This window comes from Microbacterium sp. ZW T2_14, from assembly GCF_044987405.1.
GTDB lineage: Bacteria > Actinomycetota > Actinomycetes > Actinomycetales > Microbacteriaceae > Microbacterium.
Window position 1 is genome coordinate 13,382 of record NZ_JBJDRK010000040.1, and the last position, 21,939, is coordinate 35,320.

Annotated in this window: 19 protein-coding genes; 12 read left to right on the forward strand and 7 right to left on the reverse strand. The window is 71.1% G+C overall.

Annotated features, from left to right (window positions below):
- The first annotated feature begins 5 nt into the window (after positions 1-5).
- Both ACI3KY_RS13915 and ACI3KY_RS13920 read left to right on the forward strand, forming a co-directional pair.
- The gene (locus tag ACI3KY_RS13915) at positions 6-791 is read left to right on the forward strand and encodes a DUF1932 domain-containing protein (RefSeq protein ID WP_404930754.1); all 786 of its coding nucleotides are present in this window, start codon (positions 6-8) and stop codon (positions 789-791) included.
- 327 nt (positions 792-1,118) lie between these two features.
- Positions 1,119-2,750 carry a tannase/feruloyl esterase family alpha/beta hydrolase gene (locus ACI3KY_RS13920; RefSeq protein WP_404930755.1) on the forward strand — a complete coding sequence of 544 codons (1,632 nt, stop codon included), beginning with the start codon at positions 1,119-1,121 and terminating at the stop codon, positions 2,748-2,750.
- A gap of 253 nt (positions 2,751-3,003) precedes the next feature.
- Here ACI3KY_RS13920 and ACI3KY_RS13925 read toward each other — a convergent pair whose 3' ends face one another.
- Complete coding sequence (locus ACI3KY_RS13925) at positions 3,004-3,864, reverse strand: IclR family transcriptional regulator (RefSeq protein WP_404930757.1); 861 nt, start codon at positions 3,862-3,864, stop codon at positions 3,004-3,006.
- A 16-nt stretch (positions 3,865-3,880) separates the two neighbouring features.
- Entirely contained in the window at positions 3,881-5,302 is a 1,422-nt protein-coding gene (locus ACI3KY_RS13930; RefSeq protein WP_404930758.1) for an aminomethyl transferase family protein, read from the reverse strand.
- A gap of 145 nt (positions 5,303-5,447) precedes the next feature.
- Here ACI3KY_RS13930 and ACI3KY_RS13935 point away from each other — a divergent pair, with 145 nt between their 5' ends.
- From ACI3KY_RS13935 to ACI3KY_RS13950, 4 genes are read left to right on the forward strand one after another with little or no spacing between them, the layout of a single operon-like run.
- Positions 5,448-6,203, forward strand: coding sequence for a PIG-L deacetylase family protein (locus tag ACI3KY_RS13935; RefSeq protein WP_404930759.1), 756 nt, complete (start codon positions 5,448-5,450; stop codon positions 6,201-6,203).
- Between the two features lie 43 nt (positions 6,204-6,246).
- On the forward strand, positions 6,247-6,960 hold the full coding sequence (locus ACI3KY_RS13940) for a 4-carboxy-4-hydroxy-2-oxoadipate aldolase/oxaloacetate decarboxylase (RefSeq protein ID WP_404930760.1): 714 nt from the start codon (positions 6,247-6,249) through the stop codon (positions 6,958-6,960).
- On the forward strand, positions 6,947-8,059 hold the full coding sequence (locus ACI3KY_RS13945) for a 4-oxalomesaconate tautomerase (RefSeq protein WP_404930761.1): 1,113 nt from the start codon (positions 6,947-6,949) through the stop codon (positions 8,057-8,059). The genes ACI3KY_RS13940 and ACI3KY_RS13945 overlap by 14 nt, the downstream gene beginning before the upstream one ends.
- Before the next feature lie 52 nt (positions 8,060-8,111).
- Positions 8,112-9,062 (forward strand): VOC family protein, encoded by a 951-nt coding sequence (locus ACI3KY_RS13950; RefSeq protein ID WP_404930762.1) that lies wholly within the window; start codon positions 8,112-8,114, stop codon positions 9,060-9,062.
- Positions 9,063-9,317: 255 nt separating this feature from the next.
- Here the strand turns inward: ACI3KY_RS13950 and ACI3KY_RS13955 are convergent, their stop codons facing one another.
- On the reverse strand, positions 9,318-9,866 hold the full coding sequence (locus tag ACI3KY_RS13955; RefSeq protein ID WP_404930763.1) for a helix-turn-helix domain-containing protein: 549 nt from the start codon (positions 9,864-9,866) through the stop codon (positions 9,318-9,320).
- A 119-nt stretch (positions 9,867-9,985) separates the two neighbouring features.
- Here ACI3KY_RS13955 and ACI3KY_RS13960 point away from each other — a divergent pair, with 119 nt between their 5' ends.
- Both ACI3KY_RS13960 and ACI3KY_RS13965 read left to right on the forward strand, forming a co-directional pair.
- Entirely contained in the window at positions 9,986-10,705 is a 720-nt protein-coding gene (locus ACI3KY_RS13960) for an ABC transporter ATP-binding protein (RefSeq protein ID WP_404930764.1), read from the forward strand.
- Entirely contained in the window at positions 10,702-11,493 is a 792-nt protein-coding gene (locus ACI3KY_RS13965; protein ID WP_404930765.1) for an ABC transporter permease, read from the forward strand. Before ACI3KY_RS13960 ends, ACI3KY_RS13965 begins: the two co-directional genes overlap by 4 nt.
- Positions 11,494-11,702: 209 nt before the next feature.
- On the opposite strand, the gene ACI3KY_RS13970 is transcribed toward ACI3KY_RS13965, so the two are convergent.
- The 3 genes from ACI3KY_RS13970 to ACI3KY_RS13980 form a co-directional block, all read right to left on the reverse strand.
- Positions 11,703-12,815, reverse strand: coding sequence for a 5-methyltetrahydropteroyltriglutamate--homocysteine S-methyltransferase (locus ACI3KY_RS13970; RefSeq protein WP_404930766.1), 1,113 nt, complete (start codon positions 12,813-12,815; stop codon positions 11,703-11,705).
- 64 nt (positions 12,816-12,879) lie between these two features.
- Positions 12,880-13,791 (reverse strand): serine hydrolase, encoded by a 912-nt coding sequence (locus ACI3KY_RS13975; protein ID WP_194413715.1) that lies wholly within the window; start codon positions 13,789-13,791, stop codon positions 12,880-12,882.
- A gap of 64 nt (positions 13,792-13,855) precedes the next feature.
- Positions 13,856-15,853, reverse strand: a complete 1,998-nt coding sequence (locus tag ACI3KY_RS13980) for a M13 family metallopeptidase (RefSeq protein ID WP_404930767.1) — start codon at positions 15,851-15,853, stop codon at positions 13,856-13,858.
- 144 nt (positions 15,854-15,997) lie between these two features.
- On the opposite strand from ACI3KY_RS13980, the gene ACI3KY_RS13985 reads away from it, so the two are divergent.
- The 3 genes from ACI3KY_RS13985 to ACI3KY_RS13995 all read left to right on the forward strand — a co-directional run bounded on the left by ACI3KY_RS13985 (position 15,998) and on the right by ACI3KY_RS13995 (position 19,714).
- On the forward strand, positions 15,998-17,317 hold the full coding sequence (locus tag ACI3KY_RS13985; protein ID WP_404930768.1) for an MATE family efflux transporter: 1,320 nt from the start codon (positions 15,998-16,000) through the stop codon (positions 17,315-17,317).
- Between the two features lie 97 nt (positions 17,318-17,414).
- Positions 17,415-18,494, forward strand: a complete 1,080-nt coding sequence (locus ACI3KY_RS13990; protein ID WP_404930769.1) for a semialdehyde dehydrogenase — start codon at positions 17,415-17,417, stop codon at positions 18,492-18,494.
- Complete coding sequence (locus ACI3KY_RS13995; protein ID WP_404930770.1) at positions 18,491-19,714, forward strand: NAD(P)/FAD-dependent oxidoreductase; 1,224 nt, start codon at positions 18,491-18,493, stop codon at positions 19,712-19,714. The genes ACI3KY_RS13990 and ACI3KY_RS13995 overlap by 4 nt, the downstream gene beginning before the upstream one ends.
- 12 nt (positions 19,715-19,726) lie before the next feature.
- Here the strand turns inward: ACI3KY_RS13995 and ACI3KY_RS14000 are convergent, their stop codons facing one another.
- Positions 19,727-20,374 carry a TrmH family RNA methyltransferase gene (locus ACI3KY_RS14000; protein ID WP_404930771.1) on the reverse strand — a complete coding sequence of 216 codons (648 nt, stop codon included), beginning with the start codon at positions 20,372-20,374 and terminating at the stop codon, positions 19,727-19,729.
- Between the two features lie 176 nt (positions 20,375-20,550).
- On the opposite strand from ACI3KY_RS14000, the gene ACI3KY_RS14005 reads away from it, so the two are divergent.
- Positions 20,551-21,939: an Nramp family divalent metal transporter gene (locus tag ACI3KY_RS14005; RefSeq protein ID WP_404930772.1), complete on the forward strand. Its 1,389-nt coding sequence runs from the start codon at positions 20,551-20,553 to the stop codon at positions 21,937-21,939.

Below are 21,939 nucleotides of genomic sequence, written 5' to 3' on the forward strand. Positions count from 1 at the left end.
CGGCCATGACGACGATCGCGATCCTCGGCCTCGGCGAGGCCGGCCGTCGATACGCCCGCGGTCTGGCGCACGCGGGGGCCGAGATCCGCGCCTTCGACCCGGCTCATGACTTGAGCGACCCCGACGTGCCGCAGTTCGCCACGATGGCCGACGCCGTCACCGGGGCCGATGTGGCCCTGAGTCTGGTCACGGGCCATGCCGCGGCATCCGTCGCCCGCGAGGCACTGCCGCACATCGCTGCGGGCGCTGTCTACGCGGATCTCAACACCGCCGCCCCCGACCTCAAGCAGCGCATCGCGCGGCTCGCCGCCGACCGCGGACTGGCGATGGCCGACGTCGCGGTGCTCGCACCGGTGGTGCGCGCCGGGCATCGGACGCCGCTCCTCGCGAGCGGGCCGGGAGCGCGGGCGTTCGCCGAACGCGTGGGCCCGTTCGAGGTGCCGGTCGAGGTCATCGACGGCGAGGCGGGCGAGGCCGCACGCCTGCGGCTGCTGCGGAGCGTGTTCATGAAGGGACTGGCGGCGCTCGTGCTCGAAGGACTCGGCGCCGCGCGCGCCGCCGGCGCCGAGGAGTGGCTGCGCGGGCAGATGGCGGACGAGCTGGGTCCCGACGGCGCCGCGCTCGTCGACCGGCTCGTCGACGGCTCGACCCTGCACGCCGTCCGCCGCGAGCACGAGGTGCGCGCGGCCCTGGCCGCACTCGAGTCGTCGGGGCAGCCCGCCGACATGACCCGCGCGACACTGGCGTGGTTCGAGCGGCTCGTCGCCGAGCGCGACGATTCCGGTCGTTGAGCGAGCGAGGAACGAGCGAGACGAAACGCGCCGAACCCGGTTGTTGAGCGAGCGAGGAACGAGCGAGACGAAACGCGCCGGACCCGGCGTGAACCCTCGGTCGCAGGCGTTTCGTCTTCGGCGCCGGAGCGCCCTCCGCTCAACGACCGACATCCGTTGCCCCGCGCCACGCGAACCCGGCACGATACCCGGATCGCGCGCCGGGCACAACGGCGAAGCGCATTGGGCGGAAGCGCCGTTGCCGCCCACGCGAGCGGATGGCATCCTCGCCACACGCACGGCGCCGGCCCCACGGCGACGGCGGGTTCACAACGCGAAGGAGCGTCGATGAAATCCACGTTCAGGCGGCTGTCAGCGGTGTCGCTGGGCATCGCCGCAGCTCTCGTCCTCACGGCCGGCGTCTCGTCGGCCACGGCAGCGCCGGGCGGCTCCGGCGGCCCGCACGCCGGCCCGGCCACCCTCACGGCATCCGAGTGCACGTCGCTCGCCGGCCTCACCATCCCCGCGAAGGAGATCGGACTCCCCACGAGCGGCGCCGACGTCGAGACGGCGGTGTGGGATGCCGCCGGCAGCTACTGCGCGGTCACCGGCTGGATCCGCGCGGTCTCCGCGCCGCAGGACATGCAGTTCCAGGTCAACCTTCCGGCCGTCTGGAATGAGCGCACGCTCCAGTTCGGCGGCGGAGGCTTCGACGGATCCCTGGTCACCGCGACGGGCGCCTACACCGCTCAGCCGGCCGGCACCCCGACGGCGCTGGCGCAGGGCTGGGTCACGCTCGGCTCCGACGGCGGGCACCAGGGCGCGCCCGGATTCGACGGCACCTTCCAGCTCGACGAGGAACTGTTCCTCAACTATGGCCAGTGGTCGGTCAAGAAGGCTCACGATGCGGCAGCGGTCGTCATCCAGGCGGCCTACGGCACCGACGCCGAGTGGTCGTACTTCATCGGCGGCTCGCAGGGCGGGCACGAGGCCCTCGACGCGGCGGCGCGCTACCCGAAGGACTACGACGGCGTCATCGCGAACTACCCGGCCTACAACGTCACGATGATGCACGTGGGCGCCGTCAACTTCCGCGACGCGCTGCAGCTCGAGGGCGGCGCGGGGCACCTCAACTCCGCCGAGACGGCGACCATCACGAACGCGGTCTACGCGACCTGCGACGGGCTCGACGGCGCCGGGGACGGGATCATCAGCGATGTCGCCGGCTGCGACGCGGCGTTCGACATCCAGTCCCTCGCCTGCCCGGCAGGAGTGGATGCCGCCACCGTCGACACCTGCCTCTCGGACGTCGAGATCGCGGCGGCGGTGAAGATCAGCACCGACTACGACCTGGGCATCGACATCGAGGGCAACTCGATCTTCGCGAAGAGCGCGCTCCTCGAAGGGGCCCTGTATCAGGGGTTCGCAGGATTCGGCACCAGCGCCCAGGCGCAGGGACTGCAGTTCGCCGTGTTCGAGGCCACGATGCGGTACGGCGTCGCAGGGAACCCTCCCGGCTTCGACCCGTACACGGTCGATCCGCTGGACTATGCCGACCGAGTGCAGGAAGTGGGCGAGATCATGGACGTGACGGATGTCTCGCTCAACCAGTTCCGCGCACACGGCGGCAAGATCATCCTGACGCACGGCACCATCGACGACTTCATCACGCCGCACAACACCGTGCAGTACTGGCAGTCGCTGCAGGACGAGTTCGGCAAGCGCCTCGACAGGTTCGCGAAGTTCTACATGGTGCCCGGCTGGGGCCACGGCCAGGGCCGGTTCCTGGCGCAGTACGACGGGCTCGACGCCATCGTCGACTGGGTCGAGCAGGGCGTCGCCCCGTCCGGCCTCGTCGCGAGCGACGGCAACGCGGGCGCCGACCGTACGCGCCCGATGTGCGAGTACCCGGCCTGGCCGCAGTACTCGGGCTCCGGGTCGATCGACGACGCGAGCTCGTACACCTGCGTGACGGGCTGACCTCGCAACCCGTCTCGTCATGACACGCAAGGCCCGGGCATCCTCCGATGCCCGGGCCTTCCACGTGCGGGGCCGCCCGCAACTCACGTGTCGCAACACGTCGCCACCTCCACCCCGAAGCCACGCTTCGCGACCCCCGAACGCGCCGGCCCACGCCCGCGGGGGGCTCACGTGTCACGACACGCCGTCACCTCCACCCCGAAGGGACACTTCGCGACCCCCGAACGCGCCGGCCCACCCCTACGCGCACCGGTCAGCCGGCGGATGCCGACGGCAGGGTGTGGACGTCGAGCGACGAGAAGTAGTCCATCGATCTCCGCGAGGTGCTGGCGAGCGTGCGCATGCCCTGCGCGCCCCCGCCGCCCGCCGCCTCGAGCGCACGCGAGATGCCGGCCGCCGCGACGGTCAGCAGCTCCACCGCCGCCTGCGGCGAGGTGCCGTCGTTCGGCACGACGACGCCCAGCGACGCGTGCACCAGGCCGTGGGCATCGAGGACCGGCACGGCGATGCCCCGCGACTCACGATGGATGTGCCCGTCGGTGACGGCGAACCCGTCCGCCCGCACGCGACGCAGACGCGCCCGCAGCTCCTCGCCGGTGCGGATGGTCGCGGACGTGTACGCCGGCCAGCCGGCCGCGATGACGTCCGCCACGACGCCCGGCTCGGAGTGGGCGAGCAGCACCAGCCCGCTCGAGCTGACCGGCAGCGGCACGCGCCCGCCGATCACGGTGGCGTTGACCACCGCCTCCCTGGTCGAGAGCCGCTCGATGAAGAGCACGTCCCGCCCGCTGCGCACCCCGAGCTGCGTGTGCTGACGCACGCGCGAGTGCACGGCCTCCAGCCACGGCCGGGCGAGCTCCCGCAGGCCCAGCGCCCCGGGCGTCCGCGACGCGAACTCCCACAACCGGATGCCGAGCCGATACGAGCGGTCCGGCATCCGTTCGAGCAGGCCTTCCCGCTCGAGCTCGGCGACGAGGCGGTGGGTGGTCGACACCGCGAGGCCGGTCGTCTCCACGATCTCGGTCAGCGTGAGGAACGGGCGCAGCACGTCGAACGCCTGCAGCACCCGCAGATGCTTGTGCAGGACGGACTCGCCGTCCGAGCCGCGTGCCACGTCGAACCTCCTTGAGCTACGCCACTCCGACAGTGCGCCAGCCGCCGTGATACTCCTGCCGCACCGTCTCGGCGTACGGCACCGGGCTGACGACGGCGCGCACCGCGATCTGCTCGTGCGGCTCGACGGTGGTCTTGCGCGACCCGCCGTCGGGCTCGCCCCACACCACACGCACCTCCGCGCCGATCGGCACGTCGCGGTCGACCGTCGCCAGCGACAGGCCGCGCCTCTCGTTGGCGGTGACGCCGGTGAAGAGCGACAGCCCGACCGTGCTGCCGTCTGCATCGATCACGGCGTCGTAGTTCGACGAGCCGTAGTTCGCGTTCGGCAGGTCGAAGAACTGGTACCCGGGGCCTTCGCGGTCGAGAACGCTGGTGAGGATCCGCCCGAGGTCCTCGTCGTTCCACGCGAGCGTGACCTTCTTGCGCTGCGCCTCGGGGTCGACGCGCTCGAGGGCCGCACGACCGATGAAGTCGTGGTCGAACTTCACGAACGAGCCGTAGCCGAGATCCCATGGGTTCAGGTAGTAGTCCTCGATGTCTTCCGACACGAACGATCCGGCGAGGGCGTTGATCGCCTCGTAGCTGCTCGCCGGCAGCCACTCGCGGTAGCGCCGCTCGATGTCTCCGCCGGTGTAGATCGCGGGGAGCGGCGACGGGATCCACCCCGACTCGAGGGTGTTCGACGAGTACGCGCGCGAACCGCACGGCTCGATGCCGAACTCGCGTCCTGCCTCGAGCACGGCATCCCGGATCCTGCCGTGCTGCTCATACGGTCCCCAGATCTCGAGACCGGGAGCACCGGCCATGCCGTGGCGGAGCGTGCGCACGTGCTCGCCCGCGATCTCGAGCTCGCCCATGTGGAAGAACCGCACCTGCTCGACCTCGCGGCCGGCGAGCTTCTCGATGATCTGCCAGGCGTTCGGGCCCTGGATCTGGAAGCGATAGAACTCCCGCGTCACCGCTTCGCCGTAGGGGCGCGACGGCGAGCGGTCGTCGTAGCGGGTCTCGACGTCATAGCCGCCGGTCTCGGCGTGGAACTGCAGCCAGTTGGCGCCGGGCGCGCGGCCCACGTAGACGTACTCGTCGCGCCCTTCAGAAGCAGCGGCCAGGTGGAACAGGATGCCGTCGCCGATCACGCCACCTGTCGACGAGGTCGGCACGAACTGCTTGGCGGTGTTCACCGGGAAGTTGGCGAACGAGTTGATGCCGGTGTCCGACAGCAGCTTCAGCGCGTCGGGACCCGTCATGAAGAAGTTCACCATGTGGTGCGTCTGGTCGTAGAGCACCGCCGTCTCGCGCCACGCCTTCTGCTCGCGCCGCCAGTTCGTGAACTCCGCGGGTACGACGGGGTAGATGTACGTGCCGAGCTGCGAGTTGCGCAGCATCTCGACGACGCTCCCCCGTTCGTACATGAGCTCCTGCAGGTTGCTCGCCATGAGTTCCTCGACTTCCTCGTCCAGTGGTTCGGGTGACCTGAGCGCGATGCTACGTGTCCGCTATACCTACGTCCAAAGGTATTTGGTCGCCACGATTGTAGACAATTTGTTGACCATTCCGCCATGGGTGTGATTCGCTGGCCCCATGACAGACCCTGCCGACACGCTCCTCGTCGTCAGTGCCCACGCCGGTGATTTCGTCTGGCGGGCGGGCGGCGCGATCGCGGCCGCGGCCCTGCGCGGCGAGCGCGCGGTGGTCGCCTGCCTGTCGTACGGCGAACGCGGCGAGTCGGCCAGCCAGTGGCTCGACGGCAAGTCCTTGGACGAGATCAAGCGCATCCGCCGCGATGAGGCCGAGGCCGCGGCATCCGCTCTCGGAGCCGAGATCGAATTCCTCGACCTCGGCGACTACCCGCTCGTCGAGTCGCGTGAGGCCGTCTCGCGCCTGGTCGACCTGTACCGGCGCGTGCAGCCCACGGTGGTGCTGACGCACACCCTCCGCGATCCGTACAACGGCGACCACCCCGCCGCGGCGCGCATGGCGCTCGAGGCGCGCGTGCTCGCGCAGGCGATCGGCGTGGCCAACTCCGACGGGTCGTACCCCGCGAAAGACGACATCATCGGGGCCCCGCCTGTCTTCTTCTTCGAGCCGCACCAGCCCGAGCAGTGCGACTTCACGCCGAACGTGCTCCTCGACATCACGGAGGCCTTCCCTCGCAAGCGCGCCGCGATGGAGTGCCTGCCCGCCCAGAACCACATGTGGTCGTATTACACCGACCTCGCCGTCCGCCGCGGCGTGCAGCTCAAGCGCAACGCCGGACCGAATCTCGGCCTCCCCCACGACACGATGGGCGAGGCGTACATGCGGCGCTTCCCGCAGGTCGCGCAGGTGCTGTCGTGAGCGCGAGCACCCGCGTGTGCGCGGTGTGGGACGGACGGATGCCGTGACCGCCGTCATCGTCACCGACATCGCGCGCGCGGATGCGGCGACCGCCGACGGGCTGGGCGTGCACGGTGTCGCGACGGTGCACGAGGCCATGAACCGGACGGGCCTCGTGGGCCCCGGCATCCGTCCGATCCAGGATGGGGTGCGCATCGCCGGCACCGCCGTCACCGTGCTGAGTCACCCTGGCGACAACCTCATGATCCACGCCGCGGTGGAGCAGTGCCGCGCGGGTGACGTGCTCGTCGTGACGACGACCTCTCCCTCGGTGGACGGGGCGTTCGGCGAGCTGTTCGCCACGGCGCTGCACGCCCGCGGTGTGCGCGGGCTCGTCACGACCACCGGGGTGCGTGACGTCGCCGAGCTCCGGGCGCTGGGGTTCCCCGTGTGGTCGGCCGCGGTGTTCGCGCAGGGAACGGTCAAGGCGACGCCCGGCTCGGTCAACGTGCCGATCACCCTCGGTGCCGTCACGGTCGCTCCCGGCGACGTCATCGTCGCCGACGACGACGGCGTGCTGCGGGTGCCCCGGCGCGGGGCAGAGGCCGCCCTCGCCGCCGCCGACGCGCGCCTCGCGAAGGAGGAGGCCGACCGCGCGGCGTACCGCGCCGGCGATCTGAGCCTCGATCGCAAGGGGCTGCGGCCGCTGCTGGCCGAACTCGGCGTCGAGTACCTCACGCAGGCGGACTGGGAGGCGCGGGACCGTGAACGCGGCTGACGCGGCGGCCGTGACCGGTCCGTCGGTGGCCGCGGCGGTGCGCGACGGCATCCGCTGCATGCTGATGCGCGGCGGCACCTCGAAGGGCGTGTACTTCCTCGCGACGGACCTGCCGAGCGACCCCGCGGCGCGAGACGACCTGCTCCTGCGGATCATGGGCTCGCCCGACCCGCGCCAGATCGACGGCATCGGCGGCGCGCACCCGCTCACCAGCAAGGTGGCGATCGTGTCGCCCTCGCCGGCCGAAGGGATCGACGTCGACTACCTCTTCCTGCAGATCGGCGTCGACACCGCGACCGTCGGCGACGCGCAGACCTGCGGCAACCTGCTGGCCGGCATCGGGCCGTTCGCGGTCGAGCGCGGTCTCGTGCCGGCGACCGGGGAGAGCAGGACCGTCCGCATCCGGCTGCTCAATACCGGCGACGTCGCCACCGCCGAGTTCCCGACCCTCGACGGGCGCCCCGAATACGACGGCGACGCGACGATCGACGGCGTGCCGGGAACGGCGGCCGCGATCGAGCTCGAGGTCGGGGGCGGGGCGGACAAGCCGCTCCTGCCGACGGGCCACGCGTCCGATGAGATCGACGGGCACACCGTCACGCTCATCGACAACGGGATGCCGGTGGTGCTGCTGCGCGCAGAGGAGTTCGGCGTGGTCGGCACCGAGTCGCCGACGGCGCTCGAGGGGGATGCCGTGCTGGCCGACAGCCTCGAGCACCTCCGGCTCGCGGCCGGTCCGCTCATGGGACTGGGCGACGTCGCGGAGCAGACGGTGCCGAAGATGATCCTGCTCTCGCCGCCTCGCAGCGGCGGCGCGATCTCGACCCGCGCTTTCATCCCGACGCGCGTGCACACGTCCATCGGCGTGCTGATGGCGGCATCCGTCGCGGCCGCGCTACGGATCCCCGGCGCCGTCGGCCACGACATCGCAGGCCCGCTCACCGGCGACGAGACCTCCGTCGAGCATCCCGGCGGCACGTTCCCGTCGCGCGTCAACGTCACCCGCGACGGCGATGGCACCTGGCGTGCGACCTCGTTCTCCCTCCGCACCGCCCGCAAGCTCTTCGACGGCGTCGTGTTCCCGCGGCCACGCCGCTGAACCGGCATCCGTCCGCCCCTCCCCACACCAGACACGTCAGAGAGGACGCCCCATGACCGCCGACACGTCGTTCGACGTCGCCCATCTCGCCCACGTCGAACTGCTCACCCCGAAGCCGGCGGAGAGCCGGTGGTTCTTCGAGGAGCTCCTCGCCATGCGCGTCGTCGCCGAAGACGGCGACTCGATCTACCTGCGCACCTGGGACGAGTACCAGCTGTACACGATCAAGCTCACCGCTTCGGATGCCGCGGGCGTGGGCCGCACGTCGTTCCGCGCCTCGTCGCCGCAGGCGCTGGAACGTCGCGTCGCCGCCATCGAGGCGGCCGGGCACGGCACCGGATGGACCGAGGGCGACGTGGGCTGCGGGCCGACGTACGGTTTCACCGACCCCGACGGCCACGCGATGGCGATCTTCTACGAGGCCGAGCGCTACGTCGCCGGGGACGAGGACCGGCCCGCGCTCAAGAACCAGGCCTCACGATTCCCGGGGCGCGGCGTCAATGCCCGCCGCCTCGACCACATCAACTACCTCGCGAAGGACGTCGAGGCGAACGGCGAGTTCCTTCGCGACGCGCTCGGCATGCGCGAGTCGGAGCGCATCCGCCTCGACAGCGGGAAGTTCGCCGCCTGGTGGTTCCACTTCTCCCTGAAGTCGTACGACGTCGTGTACTCCGACGACTGGACGAAGCACGGCAACCGCCTGCACCACATCGCGTTCGCGCCCGACACGCGCGAAGACATCCTGAAGGCCGCCGACATCTTCCTCGAGAACGGCATCCACATCGAGTCCGGCCCGCACAAGCACGCCATCAACCAGACGTTCTTCCTCTACGTGTGGGAGCCGGGCGGCAACCGCATCGAGTTCGCCAACGCCGGCGCGCGGCTGCTGCTCGACCCTGACCAGCCCGTCGTGGAGTGGTCCGAGGCCGAACGCCGCAAGGGTCAGGCGTGGGGCATGAAGACGATCGAGACCTTCCACACCCACGGCACCCCCGTGGTCTGACGCTTCGTCTCGCTGGCGCTCGCTCAGCGACCGGGACAAAGGCTCGGCCGCTGAGCGAGGGAGCGCCAGCGACCGAGACGAAGCGCGGGTCAATGGGCCGACGCTTCGTCTCGCTGGCGCTCGCTCAGCGACCGGGAGAAAGGTTCGGTCGCTGAGCGAGGGAGCGCCAGCGACCGAGACGAAGCGCGGGTCAGCGCGAGACGTCGGCGGAGTGAGAGCGCGGGCTGCCCCGCCGCCGCGCCGCGGGCGGATGAATCAGTCGGCCGACGAGGGCAGCGCGGCCTCCGGCACGAGCACCGTCGCCAAGCTGACCCGGCGCCGGCCCTCGCCGCCAGCCTGGGACAGGTACGGCGTGAGGAGCTCCGAGAGCCCGGCCTGGATGGCAGCGAGGTCGGTGGCGTCGACATAGAGCGGAACGCGTCCGAATCCGACGAAGTCTCGCAGCGTCGCATCCTCGCTGTCGACGAACCGGTCGAAGTCCGCCGACAGATCACCCAGGAAGGCCAGGAACGCCGAACGCAGCTGGGCATCGCTCATGGCGTGCAGCTCGGTCTGGTCGACATGAGCCATTCGCTCCCCCAGCGCCAGTGTGCGTTCCACGGCCCCGCGCACCCTGCGCTCTTCGACAACCGACAGGATGCCGGCATCCACGAGCGTCGCGACATGCCGGTACAGCGTCGCCTGCGTGACATCCGGCAGCGCGGCGCGCAGCTGCGCCGTGGTGAGGCTGCGACCGCCGAGCTGCTGGATGATCCGCAGCCGCACCGGATGCATCACGACATCGGCGATCGAAGGGTCGTCCATCGCAGGTCTCCCATTGTTATCATCGTGATAATGTTCTCGATGTTGGAACGATTCTACCGAACGGGGTGCGCGATGAAGACGATCAGGACAGCGACCGGAGCCGAGCGCGAGGTGCGCGCATGACGCGTGCAGCGATCGAGGTGACGGGTCTCAGCAAGCGCTTCGGCGCGCTTCACGCGGTCACGGACGCGAGCTTCACCGTCAGGGCCGGGCGTGTGACCGGCTTCCTCGGGCCGAACGGCGCGGGTAAATCCACGACCCTGCGCATGCTGCTGGGTCTCATCCGCCCGGATGGCGGAACCGCCCGCATCGGCGGCCAGCGGTATCAGGACCTCGCTGCTCCGGTCCGCACGGTCGGCGCCGTCCTCGACATCGCGTCCGCCCATCCCCGGATGACCGCCTCCGCGCACCTGCACACCGTCGCCGCTCTTGCCGGGCTGCCGGCGCAGCGGGTCGACGCAGCGCTGGCCGCCGTCGGCGCCGAGGACTTCGCCGGTCGCCGGATCGGCACCTTCTCCACCGGCATGCGGCAGCGCCTGTCCCTCGCGACGGCGCTGCTGGGCGAGCCGCAGATCCTGGTGCTCGACGAGCCTTCCAACGGCCTGGACCCCGCGGGCGTCGTGTGGCTGCGCGGATTCCTGCGACAGTTCGCCGCTGAGGGGGGTGCCGTCCTGATCTCGAGCCACCTTCTCAACGACCTCGAGCACAGCATCGACGACGTGGTGCTCATCGACCGGGGTCGAGTCACCTGGTCGGGCGCCCTGGCCGACGTCCTCACGACGAGGCCCTCCCTCGAAGAGGCGTTCCTTCACCTCACACAGGAAGGCGCACAGCGATGAACGCGATCCACGGCGAGTTCGTCCGCCTCTTCGCGACCCGGCTGCCGTTGTGGACGCTCCTGGCCGCCGTCTGCACCGGCAGCATCACCGGCCTTCTGGCGCTGATCGGACCCGAGAACTCGACGACTCCCATGCCCGGCATCGACACCGCCGAGGGCGCCGGCCTCGTGGTCGGGCTCGGCGCCCTGATGCTCTTCGTCCCCGCGCTCATCGGCACCGTCGCGATCACCAGCGAATATCGGCACCGCACGATCGGCACCACGTTCCTCGCAATCCCGCGACGCGGGCGGGTCCTGGGCGCGAAGCTCGCGGTGTACACGATGCTCGGGCTGCTCTACGGCGTCGTCGCATCGGTCACGGCGGGTCTGACTCTGATCGGCGCCGCCGCCGTGCGCGGCGTGAGCATCGGGCTCAGCACCGAGCATCTCGTGGCGATGCTGGCGCAGCTGGCCGCGGCATCCGCCGTCTATATGGTGCTGGGAGTCGGCATCGGTGCGCTCGCGCGCCACCAGCTCCTCGCGATCGGGATCGTGCTGGGATACTTCTACTTCCTCGAGCACGTCCTCATGCTGATCCCCGGCGTGAACGCGCTCTACCCCGTCCTGCCGGGCGGAGCCACCGCGTCGCTCACGCGCTTCACGTTCCTCACCGACGCCATCGCCGAGCAGACCGCGCTCACCGCGGCACCGCTCGCCTCACCCCTCATGGGGGCGGCGATCCTCGTCCTCTACGCGCTGCTCGCGGCCGGCGCGGCGCTCGTCGCCCCCCTGCGCCGGGATCTCCGCTGAGCGGGTGCGTCGTCTTCCGACGCTTCGTCTCGCTGACGCTCGCTCAGCGACCGAGACAAACCCCCGGTCGCTGAGCGAGGGAGCGCCAGCGACCGAGACGAAGCGCGGGTCAGCGCCAGACGCTTCGTCTCGCTGGCGCTCGCTCAGCGACCGAGACAAACCCCCGGTCGCTGAGCGAGGGAGCGCCAGCGACCGAGACGAAGCGCGGGTCAGCGCCAGACGTCGGCGGCGATGTCGACGACCTCGCGCACCTTGGCCCACTGCTCGTCCTCGGTGAGGACGTTGCCCTCCTCGGTCGAGGCGAAGCCGCACTGCGGGCTGAGGGCGAGCTGCTCGAGCGGGGCGAACGCGGACGCCTCGTCGATGCGCTGCTTGACGGCATCCACGTCCTCCAGCTCGCCGCTCTTGGAGGTGATGAGTCCGAGCACCACGGTCTTGTCGCCCTCGGGCAGGAAGCGCAGCGGCTCGAAGCCGCCGGCGCGCTCGCTGTCGTACTCGAGGAAGTAGCCGTCGTACGCCGTGTTGCCCAGCAGCTGCTCGGCGACCGGCTCGTAGCCGCCCGACGAGATCCAGGTGGAGCGGAAGTTGCCGCGGCACACGTGGGTCGTGACGGTGAGGTCGTCGGGCTTGCCGTCGAGGATGCGGTTGAGGATGCCGGCGTACCGCTCGGCGATGCCGTCGGTGCGGATGCCGCGCTCCCGCGCCTTCTCGAGCTCGACGTCCGAGCAGAGATAGGCCCAGGCGGTGTCGTCGAACTGCAGGTAGCGGGCGCCGGCGTCGTAGAACGCCGCCACGGCATCGCGATACGCCTGGACGAGGTCGTCGACGATGTCGTCACGGCCGTCGTACGCCGCGCCGTCGATGTGCCCGGGCTCGAGGCGGAAGTCGAGCACCGTCGGGGCCGGGATGCTGAACTTCGGCACCGCCCCGGTCGTGCGCTCGAGCAGGCTCTTGAGCGAGCGGAAGTGGTCGAGGAACGGGTGGGTGTCGCTGAAGCCGATCTTGCCGCTGATCTCGAGGCCGCGCGGGCGGGTCTGCACGCCCTGGAACTGGATGCCGTGATCGAGCTCGACCACCTCCACGCCGTCGAGCAGGCCGAAGAAGTCGAAGTGCCACCACGAGCGGCGGAACTCGCCGTCGGTCGCGAGCTTCAGGCCGGCATCGGCCTCGCGCACGACGAGCTCGGCGATCGCCGTCTCCTCCGCGATGCGCAGCGCATCGGCGTCGATCTGGCCGGAGGCGAAGCGCCGACGAGCCTCGGCGAGTTCAGCGGGACGGAGGAAGCTGCCGACGATATCGGCGCGGAACGGCGGTGTTGACACCCTTGCGATGGTACGTGATGCCTCCGGACGTAGGGAAACCCCGCGTCACGAAACGACGCCGGCGTCAGAACACGTACTCCATGAGGTCCGTGCCGAGGATGCGGAACGCGTCGTGCACCCGGAGGCGGTGCGAGATCGACAGGTCGTCGAAGCAGACGATGAGTGCGTACGACACCCCGGCACGCGGGCCGGCCAGCACACCCGCTTCGACGCGGATGCCGGCATCCCGGCCCGTCTTGTTGATGAAGAGCAGCCCGTGCTCGTCGTTCTCGTGCGAGAACGGGTCGAGGCCGGTCGCGGATGCCACGAGAGAAAGGTCGTGATTGAGGCTCAGCCACTCGGCCACCTGGGCGCTCACGCTCGGCGAGACGACCTGCGAGTTGACCAGGGCCGCGAACACCTCGGCGAGCTCGCGGGCGGAGCCGAGGGCGAAGTGCGGGGCGTCGTCGGGACCGCGCTCGTCGCGGAAGCGGTCGAGCAGCGCGGCGCGGGTCAGGCCCAGGTTCTCGATGCGGGCCCGCACGGCCGGCAGACCCACCCGCTTGAGCAGCGCGTTGGCCGCCATCGCATCCCCGGTCGACGCGGTGAGCACGGCGAGGTCCGACAGCGGCAGGGCCGGCGCCTTGAGGTGCTGCCACACGCCCCCGACGCCGACGGGCTCGAGGTGCGCGCGATCGATGATCTCGAGCGGCTCCAGCCGCCCCGCCTCGAACGCTGCCGCCACCTCGATGAGGAGGGGCACGACGCCGAGACCCGCGACCGGAAGGGTGACGAAGTCGTCTCCCGACAGCACGGAGGTGCCGCGATCGAGGTCGGTGATGCGCACCGAGATCTTGGCTCCCGACGCAGCGAGGTCGTCGAGCGCCTTCAGCGTCGACGTGAACGAACGACGACCGGCAGCCGCCCTCTTCGGCAGCCGCCGACCTGTGCTCCGTCGCGCCCCCCGCAGCGACTCGGCATCCTTTCTGGGCTCGATGCCCACGGAGTTTCCCTCCCGTTGTTGGTGGTGCGGGGTGATCGGGCCGCAGGCGGCCCGCACATCACCAGATGGTGACGCGCTGGTCCTCGTCGAGCCAGAGAGCGTCCGACTCGGTCACTCCGAATGCATCGTAGAACGCGCCGATGTTGCGCACGATCTGGTTGCACCGGAATTCGTTGGGCGAATGCGGGTCGATCGTCAGCAGACGGATGGTCTCGGCATCCCGGCCCTTCTGCTGCCAGATCTGGGCCCAGCTGAGCAGCAGGCGCTGGATGCCGGTCAGCCCGTCGATCTCGGGCGCCTCGACGGGCGCGCCCTCCGCGTCCGTGCCGAGCGACAGGGCGTAGGCCCGGATCGCGATGCCGAGGCCGCCCAGATCGCCGATGTTCTCGCCGATCGTGAGCGCGCCGTTGACGTGGTTCTCGGCGGCGAGCCGCTCGCCGTCAGCACCCAGCGGCACGAGCGCGTCGTACTGCGCGATGAGGTTCTTGGTGCGCTCCTCGAAGGCGGCGCGGTCGTCGTCGGTCCACCAGTCGTGCAGCAGCCCGTCGCCGTCGAAGCGGCTGCCCTGGTCGTCGAAGCCGTGACCGATCTCGTGGCCGATGACCGCGCCGATGCCGCCGTAGTTGGCCGCCGCGTCACGCTCGGCGTCGAAGAAGGGGTACTGCAGGATCGCCGCCGGGAACACGATCTCGTTCATCAGCGGGTTGTAGTACGCGTTGACGGTCTGCGGCGTCATGAACCACTCGTCGCGATCGATCGGCTGACCGACCTTGGCGAGCTGGCGGTCGTGCTCCCAGACGTGCGCGCGGCGGATGTTGCCGACGAGGTCTGCGGCGTCGATCTCGAGCGTCGAGTAGTCCTTCCACTTCACCGGGTACCCGATCTTCGGGGTGAAGGCGTCGAGCTTGGCGAGGGCACGCTCGCGGGTCTCGGGCGTCATCCACTCGAGTTCCGAGATCGACTGGCGGTAGGCCTCGATGAGGTTGCCGACCAGTTCGTCCATCGCGACCTTCGACGCCGGCGGGAAGTGCCGTTCGACGTACACGCGGCCGATCGCCTCGCCCAGCGCCGCCTCCGTGAGGCTGACGCCGCGCTTCCACCGCTCGCGGTTCACCGGGACGCCGGTGAGCTGCGTGCCGTAGAAGCCGAAGTTCTCTGCGACGAACTCGTCCGACAGGAAGGGCGCCGCCGAGTGCACGACGGTGAACCGCAGCCACGCCTTCCAGTCCTCGAGGCGGTCCTCGACGAGCAGCGTGCCGAGGCCCTCGAAGAAGCTCGGCTGGTACACGTTGATCTCCGCGAACGCGTCCGCGTGGCCGGCGGCCGCCGCATCGCGCCACGGCGTCAGGTCGACGCCCACGAGCGCCTGCACGTCGTCCCAGGTCTTCAGGTTGTAGGTCTTGACCGCATCGCGGCTGGCGACGTTGTCCCAGTGGTGCGTCGCGAGCTCGGTCTCGATCGTGACGATCCGATCGGCGGATGCCTCGGCGTCGGCGACGCCCGCGAGCTCCAGGATGCGCTGCACGTGCGAGCGGAACGCGATGCGGGTCTCCTGGAAGTTGTCGAGGCGGTAGTAGCTCTCGTCGGGAAGCGACAGGCCGCCCTGGATGAAGAACGGCACGTAGCGCTGCGGGTTGCCGGGATCGGGCTCGATGTAGAGGTGGATGAGCGCCGCGATGCCCTCGCGCTCGAACTCGCCGATCGTGCGGAGGAACGCGGGGATGTCGTCGATCGCATCGACGCGCGCCAGCACGTCCGCGAGCGGTGCGGCGCCCTCCGCCTCGATGCGCTCGGTGTCCATGAAGCTCGTGTAGAGGTCGCCGATCTTGCGCGCCTCGGTGCCGGGCTCGGCCTGCTGCGACTCCTCGACGATCGCGTGGACGTCCTTCTCGGCCTGCTCCGCGATCAGGTGGAACGAGCCCCACCTCGCCTTGTCCTCGGGGATCTCGGTCCGGTCCAGCCACGCGCCGTTGACGTGGCGGAACAGGTCGTCCTGCGGGCGGATCTCGGCGCTGAGTTCCTCGAGCGCGAGACCGGAACGGGGGGCGTCGGTCATGCGTTCCAGGGTAGCCGCCTGCGGGCGGGGGATTCCCCGGCGAGGCATCGATCGAGGGCCGTGACCGCATTGTGATGATGAGGGATGCCCGGCCCGGTGTGCGAGCGCGCGGCCGGCGTCGCCGGCGCCTCCTAGGCTCGGAGGGTGACGACCGACACCCTGAATCGCGACATCCTGCGACTCGCGGTGCCGGCGCTCGGCTCCCTCATCGCCGAGCCGCTGTTCCTCATCGTGGACTCGGCGCTCGTCGGTCACCTCGGGGTCGAGCCGCTCGCGGGACTGGGCATCGCGTCGGCGGTGCTGCAGACCATCGTCGGGCTGATGGTCTTCCTCGCCTACTCGACGACGCCGGCGGTGGCGCGCAGGTTCGGCGCCGGCGACCCGTCACGCGCGGTCTCGGTCGGCATCGACGGCATGTGGCTCGCGCTGGGCATCGGCGCGGTCCTGGCCCTCGTCGGCTATCTGGCGACCCCCTTCCTCGTCGGACTCTTCGGCGCGACGCCCGAGGTCGCGCAGCAGGCCGAGATCTACCTCGGGATCTCGATGTGGGGACTGCCCGCCATGCTCGTCGTGTTCGCCGCGACGGGCCTTCTGCGCGGCATGCAGGACACGGTGACGCCGCTGTGGATCGCCGGGCTCGGCTTCGGCGCCAACGCCCTCCTCAACTGGGCGTTCATCTACGGCTTCGGCTGGGGCATCGCCGGCTCGGCGGTGGGCACCGTGGTCGCGCAGTGGGGCATGGTCGCCGCCTACGCCTTCGTCGTGGGCAGGCTGGCGCGCCGGCACGCGGCATCCATCCGCCCCCATCGTGAGGGGGTTCGCGGGTCGGCACGGTCAGGCGGGTGGCTCTTCGTGCGCACGCTGTCGCTGCGCGCCGCGCTGCTGGCGACCGTGGTGGTCGCCACCGGCCTGGGCACGGTCGAGCTCGCGGGCTGGCAGGTGGCGTTCACGATCTTCTCGACCGCCGCCTTCGCCCTGGACGCGCTCGCGATCGCGGCCCAGGCACTGATCGGCAAGGGGCTCGGCGCCGAAGACCAGGGGCTCGTGCGTCGCGTGCTGGGCCGCACGGTGGCGTGGGGCGGCTGGTTCGGCGTGATCACCGGAGCGCTGATCGCCGCGCTGTCGGGGGTGATCGGGCTGCTGTTCACCGGCGACCCCGGCATCGCCGCGCTGGTGCAGCCGGCGCTCATCGTGCTCGCGATCGCGCAGCCGGTGTGCGGCATCGTGTTCGTGCTGGACGGCGTGCTCATCGGCGCGGGCGACGCGAGGTACCTCGCCATCGTCGGCATCCTGAACCTCGTGCCCTTCGTCCCCGCGCTGGTGCTCGTCGCGGTGCTGCATCCGGTCGGCGCGGCGGGGCTCGCGTGGCTCGCGCTGTCGTTCTTCGGCGTCTACATGCTCGCCCGCCTCGTGACGCTCGGCTGGCGCGTGCGCGGATCGGCCTGGCTCACCGCGGGCGCCTGACACCGGCATCCTGAACTTCTGACGGACGGTATCAGCGCCGTCCCCGCCCACTCCTTGCTCGCATGGCGCGCACGCGGCGACGCCAGGAGAGGCAGACATGTCCGAGAGCGGCGCATTCGCGTTCACCGTCCACCCGCGCGCACGCCTGCGCGAAGATCTCGCGCGCGCCTGGCGGCCGCTCGGACTCGTCCCCGAACGCGTCTACGACACGGCGCTCCGCCGCCTGCCGCTCCCCCCGGTCACGATGGCGGGCGTGCAGATCGGCGGCGAGCGCGTCGGGCACGTCGTGCTGGTCCCCTTCGGCGCCCGGCACCTGCTGTCCCACATCGACGAGGGCCGGCGCCGCGTGAGCCGCGCGGTGGACCGCGCCGTCACTCTCGGCGCCGACGTCGTCGGCCTCGGAGCACTCACCGCGACGGTCACCGCCGGCGGCCTCACGCTGCGCGAGCGCACCGACATCGCCGTGACGAACGGCAACGCCTTCACCGCGGCGATCGTGGAGGACCAGATCCGGATGCTGCTGCCGAACGTCTCCTCACGGGCAGGCGTCTCCTCGCGGAGAGGGCGGCCCCACGTCGCCATCGTGGGCGCGACCGGCAGCGTCGGCACGGCCGTGACGAAGCTCCTCGCCCGCGACAGCGCCGGCGCCCGGCTGACGCTCGTCGCGCGCACGGAGGGGCGGCTGAAGGCGCTCGCCGCCGCGGTCGCCGACGACGTGGACGTCGATATCGCGCAGACCATGGATGCGGTCCGGGATGCCGACCTCGTCGTGCTGCTCACCGCGTCGGCCGATGCACTCCTGGGTCCGGAGCACCTGGCGCCGGGTGCCGTGGTGCTCGACGCCACACAGCCGCGCAACACCTCGCCGGCGCTGGCATCGGCCCGCCCCGATGTGCTCGTCGTCGACGGCGGCATCGTCTCGATCCCGAGCCTCCGCCTCACCGGGGGCGAGATCGGCCTTCCTGACGGCCGCTCGTACGCCTGCTTCGCCGAGACCGCGATCCTCGCGCTCTCCGGCCATTCCGGACACTTCTCGCTGGGCAATCCGACACTCGAGCAGGTCGACGCGATCCGCGAGCGGGCCTGCGGCCTCGCCCAGTTCGGTTTCCACGCGGCCGCGCCGACGAGCTTCGGCAGACCCGTCGCACTCGAGGCGCACGCGGCGGTGATCGTATGACCCGCGTGGTGCTTCTCGGCGGCGGGTACGTGACGCTGCACGCCTATGCGACGCTCGTGCGGCGCCGCGCGCGGGACGTCCGCCGGGGCGACCTCGAGATCGTCGTCATCTCGGCCGATCACGCGCACCGGTTCCACGGCTTCACGGGCGAGCTCGTCGCCGGCATGATCGACCCCGACCGCGTCGCCACTCCGCTCGCCGAGGCGATGCCGCTCGCCCGCATCATCGACGGCCGGGCCCTGAGCATCGACGCCGTCCACCAGTCGGTCGCGTACCGGCGCGGCGAGCACCCGGTGGAGGTGCTGACGTACGACCACCTCGTCGTCGGCACCGGAGCCAAGGAACCGGCGTCGGAGGTCGCGGGCCTCGAGCAGTACGGCCGCACGCTGCGCGGTCCCGACGAGATCGCCGCGCTCGCCGACCACCTTGCGACCGTTCCGGGATCGCCCGTCGTCGTCGCCGGCGGCGGGATCGCAGGCGCCGAGCTCGCCGCGGCGATCGCCGACCGCGGGCATCCGGTCACCCTCGTGCACTCGCGAAGCCGGATCCTCGGCGAGTGGTCCGATCAGACCGGGCTGGTGGCGCGCGCAGAGAAGGAGCTCGAGCGCCTGGACGTGAGGGTGGTGCCGGGTGTGCGTCTCACCGAGGCCACCCCGACGACGGCCGTGCTGTCCGACGGCACGACTCTGGCCGCGGCGACCGTCGTCGCGGCGACAGGGCAGCGTCCGGTGTACCTGCCCGGACTCGACCCGTGGCGCGACGAGCGCGGACGATTGCGGACGGGGCGCACACTCGCCGTGCGGCACGCCGTGTGGGCCGCCGGCGACGGTGCACGGGTGGAGCACCCGAGCACGCGAGAGCCCGTGCCGGCGAACGCGCTGTGGGCCATGAAGGGCGGTGACCACATCGGCCGCGCGATCGCGCGGCGGCTGGGCGGGAAGGCGCCCCGGCCCTTCTCGTATCGAGGGCTGGGTCGTGCGGCGTCGTTCGGCTACGGCCGCGCCATCTCGGAGCTGTACGGCGTGCCGTTCACGGGCGCGCTCGCGTGGACGCTGCGCCTGGTGTTCTTCCTGCGCTTCATGCCGTCGCGGGCGCGCGCCGCCGGCGTCGTGTCCGACCTCGCCCGCTTCGCCGTCACTCCGCGCCGCGCACGCGCGGGGGTCGCCCAGGTGGCGACACCTTCGACCGCCCGCCGCGTGGTGAGCGCCGAAGCGGCGTAAGAGGCCCGCGGCTCACGCCCAGCGGCGGCACCACTCGTACATGACGACGGCGGCCGCGGCGCTCGCGTTCATGGAGCGGGTCGAGCCGTACTGCTCGATCTGGACGGTCACGGATGCCGCGGCCAGCGCCTCCGGAGACAGCCCTGGCCCCTCCTGCCCGAACAGCAGCACGCACGCCTCGGGCAGGTCGGCGGCAGGGAGCGGCTTCGAGCCCTCGACGTTGTCGATGGCGATGACGGGGAGGGATGCGGCATCCGCCCACGCCACGAATGCCTCCACCGTCTCGTGGTGGCGCACGTGCTGGTAGCGGTCGGTGACCATCGCGCCCCGGCGGTTCCAGCGGCGCTTGCCGATGATGTGGACTTCGGCCGCGAGGAACGCGTTGGCGCTGCGCACGATCGAGCCGATGTTCATGTCGTGCTGCCAGTTCTCGATCGCGACGTGGAACCGGTGGCGGCGCGTGTCGAGGTCGGCGACGATGGCGTCCATCGTCCAGTAGCGGTAGGCGTCGACGACGTTGCGGGCGTCGCCGTGGGCCAGCAGCTCCGGGTCGTACCGCGGATCGTCGGGCCACGCGTCGGGGCCGCCCGGCCACGGTCCGACGCCGACCGGCAGCGTCGGCTCGGCGGGCTCCGGGGCGGTCGGTTCGGGCGAGGTCACCGGCCCAGGCTAGCCGCACGTGCGGCAGGTCCCGGTCGGCAGCTGCCGAACCCGCAGCCCCGTCGTCGAGCGAGCGAGGAACGAGCGAGACGAAACGCCCGCACGCGTCGCAGACGAGGAGTCGAGCGGCAGTTTTGGCACTTTTCGGCTCGCCGAAATCGAGGTATGTTTTCGGCATGCCGAAAACAGCGGAGTGGACGGATGTCCCGCGCGCGCAACGCCGCCGCGCGTCAGCCGTGCCCCGCGTCGCGTGGCTGATCGGGCCGGCCCTGGTCGCGGGCGTCGCGTACCTCGACCCGGGCAACGTGGCGAGCAACATGACGGCGGGCGCCCGCTACGGCTATCTGCTCGTCTGGGTCGTCGTGCTCGGCAACGTCATGGCGTGGCTCATCCAGTACCTCTCCGCCAAGCTGGGCATCGTCACGGGCAAGAGCCTCCCCGAGACCCTGGGCGACCGCATCCGCTCGAAATGGGGGCGCCGCACGTACTGGCTGCAGGCGGAGCTGGTCGCGATGGCGACCGACATCGCCGAGGTGATCGGCGGCGCCGTCGCGCTGAACCTGCTGTTCGGCATCCCGCTCCTCTGGGGCGGCGCGATCACGGGCGCCGTGTCGATCGCGCTGCTGCTCATCCAGTCGCGCCGCGGCCCGCGGCCGTTCGAGTTCGTGATCATCGGCCTCCTCGCGATCATCGCCCTGGGCTTCTCGTTCGGCGTGTTCGTCGCGCCGCCCGACGGCGCGAGCGTCGTGGCGGGCCTCGTGCCCCGCTTCGAGGGCACCGACTCCGTCCTGCTGGCGGCCTCGATCCTCGGCGCGACGATCATGCCGCACGCGATCTACGCGCACAGCGCCTTGGCACGGGACCGCTTCGCGCCCCCTCGCGTATCCCGGTCGTTGAGCGAGCGAGGAACGAGCGAGACGAAACGCGCCGAGCACACGGTCAACCTCGGTCTCGGTCCGCTCAGCGACCGCAGCGCACCGGACCCGACGCTCGCCGAGCTCCGCGGCATCCCGACCAGCCGACTCCTGCGCGCGACGAAGTGGGACGTCTCGATCGCGATGCTGATCGCGGGCACCGTGAACCTCTGCATCCTCCTGCTCGCCGCGGCCAACCTGGCCGGCGTGCCGGGCACCGACTCGCTCGAGGGCGCCTACGACGCGCTCTACGCGGGGCTCGGCCCCCTGGTCGCGACCCTTTTCGCGCTCGGCCTGCTCGCCAGCGGTCTCGCCAGCACGTCGGTCGGCGCGTACGCCGGCGCCGAGATCATGCACGGCCTGCTGCACATCCGCGTGCCGCTCCTCGCCCGGCGCCTCGTGACGCTCATCCCGGCCCTGGTGATCCTCGCGATCGGCTTCGACCCGACGGTGGCGCTGGTCCTCAGCCAGGTCGTCCTGTCCTTCGGCATCCCCTTCGCACTCGTGCCGCTGGTCGCCCTGACCGCGAACCGCGAGATCCTCGGCGGGTTCCGCAACCGGGTGTGGACGACGGTAGCCGGTGTCGGGGCATCCGTCTTCCTCATCGCCCTCAACGGCCTGCTGCTGTTCCTCATGCTGTCGGGGGCGTGA

What these genes read in the sequence shown, in the direction of transcription:
- ACI3KY_RS13955 (WP_404930763.1), bottom strand. Translation starts at nt 9,866, where the DNA reads ATGGACGACCCTTCGATCGCCGATGTCGTGATGCATCCGGTGCGGCTG.
- ACI3KY_RS13995 (WP_404930770.1), top strand. Translation starts at nt 18,491, where the DNA reads ATGACCCGCGTGGTGCTTCTCGGCGGCGGGTACGTGACGCTGCACGCC.
- ACI3KY_RS14005 (WP_404930772.1), top strand. Translation starts at nt 20,551, where the DNA reads ATGCCGAAAACAGCGGAGTGGACGGATGTCCCGCGCGCGCAACGCCGC.
- ACI3KY_RS13960 (WP_404930764.1), top strand. Translation starts at nt 9,986, where the DNA reads ATGACGCGTGCAGCGATCGAGGTGACGGGTCTCAGCAAGCGCTTCGGC.
- ACI3KY_RS13930 (WP_404930758.1), bottom strand. Translation starts at nt 5,302, where the DNA reads ATGGCGAGCAACCTGCAGGAGCTCATGTACGAACGGGGGAGCGTCGTC.
- ACI3KY_RS13920 (WP_404930755.1), top strand. Translation starts at nt 1,119, where the DNA reads ATGAAATCCACGTTCAGGCGGCTGTCAGCGGTGTCGCTGGGCATCGCC.
- ACI3KY_RS13980 (WP_404930767.1), bottom strand. Translation starts at nt 15,853, where the DNA reads ATGACCGACGCCCCCCGTTCCGGTCTCGCGCTCGAGGAACTCAGCGCC.
- ACI3KY_RS13950 (WP_404930762.1), top strand. Translation starts at nt 8,112, where the DNA reads ATGACCGCCGACACGTCGTTCGACGTCGCCCATCTCGCCCACGTCGAA.
- ACI3KY_RS13915 (WP_404930754.1), top strand. Translation starts at nt 6, where the DNA reads ATGACGACGATCGCGATCCTCGGCCTCGGCGAGGCCGGCCGTCGATAC.
- ACI3KY_RS13965 (WP_404930765.1), top strand. Translation starts at nt 10,702, where the DNA reads ATGAACGCGATCCACGGCGAGTTCGTCCGCCTCTTCGCGACCCGGCTG.
- ACI3KY_RS13990 (WP_404930769.1), top strand. Translation starts at nt 17,415, where the DNA reads ATGTCCGAGAGCGGCGCATTCGCGTTCACCGTCCACCCGCGCGCACGC.
- ACI3KY_RS13935 (WP_404930759.1), top strand. Translation starts at nt 5,448, where the DNA reads ATGACAGACCCTGCCGACACGCTCCTCGTCGTCAGTGCCCACGCCGGT.